8 protein-coding genes are annotated in these 5,018 nt (G+C 58.1%); 5 read left to right on the top strand and 3 right to left on the bottom strand.

The window, feature by feature from the left end; all coding sequences use genetic code 11:
* The 4 genes from AC1DX4_RS34945 to AC1DX4_RS34930 form a co-directional block, all read left to right on the top strand.
* A partial coding sequence (locus tag AC1DX4_RS34945; protein ID WP_477224667.1) for an SRPBCC family protein occupies positions 1-341 on the top strand: 341 nt, incomplete at its 5' end.
* A 351-nt stretch (positions 342-692) separates the two neighbouring features.
* Positions 693-1,349: an outer membrane protein gene (locus tag AC1DX4_RS34940; RefSeq protein ID WP_477224666.1), complete on the top strand. Its 657-nt coding sequence runs from the start codon at positions 693-695 to the stop codon at positions 1,347-1,349.
* Positions 1,350-1,870: 521 nt separating this feature from the next.
* Positions 1,871-2,059, top strand: a complete 189-nt coding sequence (locus AC1DX4_RS34935) for a hypothetical protein (RefSeq protein ID WP_477224665.1) — start codon at positions 1,871-1,873, stop codon at positions 2,057-2,059.
* Between the two features lie 174 nt (positions 2,060-2,233).
* Entirely contained in the window at positions 2,234-2,518 is a 285-nt protein-coding gene (locus AC1DX4_RS34930) for a hypothetical protein (protein WP_477224664.1), read from the top strand.
* A 527-nt stretch (positions 2,519-3,045) separates the two neighbouring features.
* On the opposite strand, the gene AC1DX4_RS34925 is transcribed toward AC1DX4_RS34930, so the two are convergent.
* Entirely contained in the window at positions 3,046-3,672 is a 627-nt protein-coding gene (locus AC1DX4_RS34925) for an aldo/keto reductase (protein ID WP_477224663.1), read from the bottom strand.
* Between the two features lie 74 nt (positions 3,673-3,746).
* On the bottom strand, positions 3,747-4,337 hold the full coding sequence (locus tag AC1DX4_RS34920) for a hypothetical protein (RefSeq protein WP_477224662.1): 591 nt from the start codon (positions 4,335-4,337) through the stop codon (positions 3,747-3,749).
* 136 nt (positions 4,338-4,473) lie between these two features.
* Between AC1DX4_RS34920 and AC1DX4_RS34915 the strand changes: the two genes are divergently transcribed.
* Entirely contained in the window at positions 4,474-4,710 is a 237-nt protein-coding gene (locus AC1DX4_RS34915) for a helix-turn-helix transcriptional regulator (RefSeq protein ID WP_352806066.1), read from the top strand.
* Positions 4,711-4,790: 80 nt separating this feature from the next.
* Here AC1DX4_RS34915 and AC1DX4_RS34910 read toward each other — a convergent pair.
* A partial coding sequence (locus AC1DX4_RS34910) for an IS30 family transposase (protein WP_477224661.1) occupies positions 4,791-5,018 on the bottom strand: 228 nt, incomplete at its 5' end.

The following is a 5,018-nucleotide window of genomic DNA, read 5'->3' as shown; positions in this document are numbered from 1 at the left end:
ACGGCCTGTTCTATCGCGGCAAATGGCTTTGGATGTGGCCGAACTGGACGCTGTCGCTTTTCGATGGCGGCATGAACGTTAGCCGAATCAACCCGACCTCACCGCATCACACAGACCAGCACTACCATTTCTTCTTTGCCGACACCTCTGCTGAAGCATCCGAGAGCAGGGCGAAATCTGTGCAAGGCACCCTGGCCGTGGTACGCGAGGACTATACCATCTGCGCCGATACGCATCGAAACTATGCCGCAGGGGCCTATAGCTCCGGCCCGCTCTCGGGGCGGCATGAGCGGGGAGTGCAGTATTTCCAGGAACGGGTCGCTGCGGCACTGGCGCTGTGACCGCCCTGGCGTCCCTGTCCGCCGGAGAGTGCTCCGGCTCGGCGCCGGCACGAGAGCCCCTGGCCAGTCGAGGGTATAGGGCGGGCACGGTCAGACGAGTTACGAGCGTCGCGGCAATCGGAGCTCGCTCAATGCGGAGAGCAAATCGGCGAACGCGGCTTTGACGACCAAGTTTAGCGGCGTTCTTACCGGCGGGACCGCCGAGTAGTTCATATTCGTCGATATTGGCGAAGTCCTGCCGGACGCTTGTGCCAAAAAGGCAACAGAAAATAAGTTTCGTATCTCGCAAACGTGAGCAGGTTTGCTGATTACAGCCTGTTATTTTGTTTTTGATTTGGCGAGGGATTTAACATGAAGTCGATACTTCTGGCAGCTAGCATGGTTGCTGGGCTTGCGACCGGCGCCATGGCGGCGGACGCTGTGGCCGAGTTACCGGCAGCTTCATCATACAATTGGTCGGGAGCCTATATCGGCGTTCATGCTGGTGGCGGATGGGACCATGTTGATTTTGACTTCCTGCCCGCACCCGATCCTGCCAACCATAGCGGTRGCGGCGGTCTTGGCGGCTTGCAGGTTGGCTACAACCTCCAAACCGACAACATTGTTTACGGCGTGGAAGCCGACATCTCGGCAGCGGGCATCAACGGCTCCACGGCGTGCCCAAACGCGACTTTTACCTGCGGTTCCAAGGTAAGCATGCTCGGCTCCGTTCGCGGCAGACTCGGGCTGGCGATGGACAATCTGCTGATTTATGGCACCGGGGGATTGGGTTACGGGACCATCGATATCTATGACCGTAACGCTGGCGGCACCACGTTCGACACAAAGAAAACGAAAGCCGGTTGGACCGTGGGCTTGGGCGCTGAATACGCCTTTGACCAGCATTGGACAGCCAAGGCAGAATACAAGTATTTCGATTTGGGTTCGGATGACTACCTGACCGATAGCCCTGTCATCGCCAAAATACAGTTACATACCGCTGTCGTCGGTGTGAACTACAGATTCTGATCACCGCGATCCCAAACAAGCCGGCCACACTGAGGAAGCAGTGGCCGGCTTTTGTTCCGATCGAGACGTGCTTGGAGTGATCGACAGGGACGGACCGAAAGCTCCGGTCGCTCGGAATGTCCCAAAAAAGCCCGCGACTCTGAGGGAGAACAGCGGGCCAAGTCATGGAGTGCTGGGATCAACCAGCATGGCTCAACGAGCGGCGGAGGGGTTGGTTTCACCGCCTCTGTAGCCCCCAAAGCGCGTTCAGCCTTTGCCGCCGTTCAGCACCGTGTGAGCCCTGTCTCGTTTCGGGACAAAAAATACTGGCACCGGTTTTGCATTGTAGATATTGCCGGTGTTCCTCCCATCGGTCCTGATCGCGGGGATCAGGAAGTAAACCTTCGCCGGGATTGAGGGATTGGGGTTCCTCGCCCGGCGAGTTTTCTTTCAATGGCGAGGCGCGCCTCAATGCGGCAAGACGAAGCCCACTCGGATTTGGAGCATATTAGCATATCCTTGTATTCGGTTGAAGCAGGATCATGATGCAAGGGGGTTTTAAGGGGAAGACGGCCATGGGACTTAGTTTCTTTGACCAGAGCGCCAGCATTTTTGCGTCGACGACATTTCTGAACGTCACGGCGGTTTTCATGGTGATGGCCGCATTTGCCATTGTCCGGCTGGTTGCATTGTCAGAGGCGGGTTCCGTCGAACAGCTGCAGGTCGCGTGAAACCCATCTGCTACGTGGCAGCGGCGGCTCTATTGGCTAGCACGTTGGCATGGCCGACCGTGGCCGGCGTGCCGATATCCAGGTGTGAACTCGAGATGCTTTTGACGCAGGAACAAAATCCCTGCAGAGATGTTTACCCGCCCAAGGGCATCTTAATTTCTCGGAGAACTGATAATGAAAACCACCCTCATTCTGGGCGCGATGGCGCTTTGCTTGGCCGCGCCTGCGGTGGCTTCGGCTGATGCACTCGTCATCACCACGAACAAACACCATCACCGGCACATGGATGGCGAGCGCGTGGCCGTCATCAACAACGATGGGCAGCGCCTTCATCATCGCAAGCACGGCACCGAAGCGTTCTATGACCACGGCAAGCGCCGTTGGCACGGCCATAACAGCGATACTGTCGTCATCAAGCGCTCGCATCGCCATCGCCACGTCGTCATCCAGAACGACTGATTTCCATCCCCAGGCCCGGCTTTCACCGGAAAGCGGTGAAAGGATTCGTCACCATGACCCCGACATTTCCACTCAACCCTAAGATCGCCCGGAGTGGCCCCATCTATCGCGCGGCTAGGCTCGCGTTGCTGCAGCACGAATTGATGCTCAGCTTCAGGTACACCGACTCTGCGGCCCGGAAGGTTGCGCGAGCCGTTGCGAAACTGGCCGAAGTGAACGCAACCACACCACACTAACTGCGACCTCAGGCGCCGCGCCCTTTCTGGTGCGCTAGCTTCAGCGCCTCGAGCGCAGACGATAAGGTCCGCAATGAGAATTCCGGCAACAGGAAGAAGACAACGGTACGGGTGGCTAATTGCATGAAGCGCTCCTCCTGAGGTCTACTGACCGACTGCCAATTCCAAGGCGTCACGTGCCGGCGTGGGACCTTTCGCCTGGGCGTGAAACGGTGTGTTAGGCAGAGGTTGCCGCAGAAGCCCGTTGCCGCCGTCGGGTCGCGCCGAACCAATACCCACGCCGCCTTGCAGCTAAGGCACGCAATGGCCGGCGGCGCGAAAAAGGCGGTACCATTCCTCACGTGAGAGACGAATTTTCGCGCCGGCAGCGGCCGCGGCAACGGCAACACGCTCCGGGTTGGTGGTTCCCAGCACCACCTGGATATTGTCCGGGTGGCGAACGATCCAGGCGACCGCGATCCCGGTCGTCGTTAAGCGGTGGACCTTCGCGACCTGATCCAGAACATCGTTCAGCTCAGCACAGTCCGTGCGATCGCCAATGAAGGAGCCGTCGAGGAACCCCTTCTGAAATGGTGACCAAGCTTGGAGCATCATGCCCTTCAAGCGGGAATAGTCGAGAAGTCCACCGTCCCGCACAGCCGACTGGTCCAACCCGGCCATGTTGGCGGCTATTCCCTGGGCGACGAGGCTCGGGTGAGCAAGAGAGGACTGCAGCTGGTTGAACGCCAGCGGCTGCTTGACTACCGATTTAAGCAGTTCGATCTGGCCAGGGGTGTGGTTGGATACACCGAAGTGCCGGACCTTGCCTGCGGCTTCCAGCTTGTCGAAAGCCTCCGCAACCTCCTCGGTCTCGGCGTCGCGTCTAGCGCCGCGTTTTGCAGCACGCCGTGCCGCCTTCACCGTTTCTGTTCCGAGCATATCTCCATCGGGACAAAGATGGCCTGGATCGCCTCAGCGCCGAATGGCCGTTACGTGCGCTTGCGTATCCTTTTCTACTTTGCATCAATCCCAGCGGCCGGTTGCTGACCAAAATGAAGGTCAGCGGTGCGCTTTTCGAGACCGACCAATTCGGCCGCGATTGCTTGATATCGCCGACAGTCCGCCTGAACGATGGATCGATCAGGTCGCTCAAGCGGCACACTCCCGGTGATTTCCTTCAAGTCACGCAGTATCGACTCGATATGTGGCCAGGGAAAATCTGTTGGGTCGTCGATGTCGCGATCTGCGCCCACGATTATCTCCAGCTTGGCGACAACGCCGAGAAGTGAGTGTGCGGGCGTACGCGGAAGTCTATCCTGAATCTTCAAAACAACTGTCGCAGCCTCGACTTCCGCTTGGCAGGCGATCGAGTAACCAACCTTCGCATCCGTCGCCGCCGGACAGGCTTCGCCGAGAACGCGCGTTTCCAGGCGTTGCTGAAGTCGGCAGAGGACCTGCGAGACATGCTGCGCCCGCAACCAGTCTCTTAGCAGCGCAAGCGCCGGATCTGCTTCGTCGGAACGAGCAGATCTTTTTGTAGCCTGCTCGCCACGTCCCCCCAGCGTGACGGAAGACAAAGTCATGCTATTATCGGAATCAGCCATGATCCGAGCTCCACAACAGCTTGCACGTGGCCAGGCCGGATCGGTGTTGCATCACCTATCCGGCCGCCCAATTGAAATCGAGACTACACAAAGTGCAGCATATGATCAATCAAAATCACTATATTATGGTGATTTTATGAACCCGGTGCAGTGTCGCATGGCACGAGCTGCATTGGGCTGGGGCGTTTTAGAGCTTGCTAAGGAGGCCGGAGTCTCAACTCAAACGGTTGTGCGATTCGAACGAGGCGAGACGTTGAAACAGTCCACAATAGTTCAGCTTAAAGCAACGTTCGAAGCAGCCGGAATAGAGTTCATCGCAGAGAATGGCGGTGGCCCTGGTGTGCGCTTGTCACGCGGTACTGCAAACACCTAGCCGAACGCGGCACCTGGGTGCGGCATTCCGGATTATCTGTTTCCGATCAATGTCAGCAATGCGCCGGTGGTTTCAACCGGTCATTGCAACACTTTCTGCAGCCTATCGGCCGGCGTTTCGAAGTCCAAGGTTTTTCGGGGCCGTTGATTGAGCCGTAGGGCGACGTCGTCGAGTTGGGCCTGCGAGACATGGGAGAAGTTTGTTGCTCTCGGGAAGTACTGCCTGAGCAGGCCGTTGGTGTTTTCGTTGCTGCCGCGTTGCCAGGGACTGCGCGGGTCGCAGAAGTAGACCTGTAGGTCGGTTGCCAC

This window comes from Mesorhizobium sp. P3_A8 (assembly GCF_056402995.1).
The sequence above is the reverse complement of the archived record's forward strand: the minus strand, read 5'-3'. Positions and strand labels throughout refer to the sequence as shown.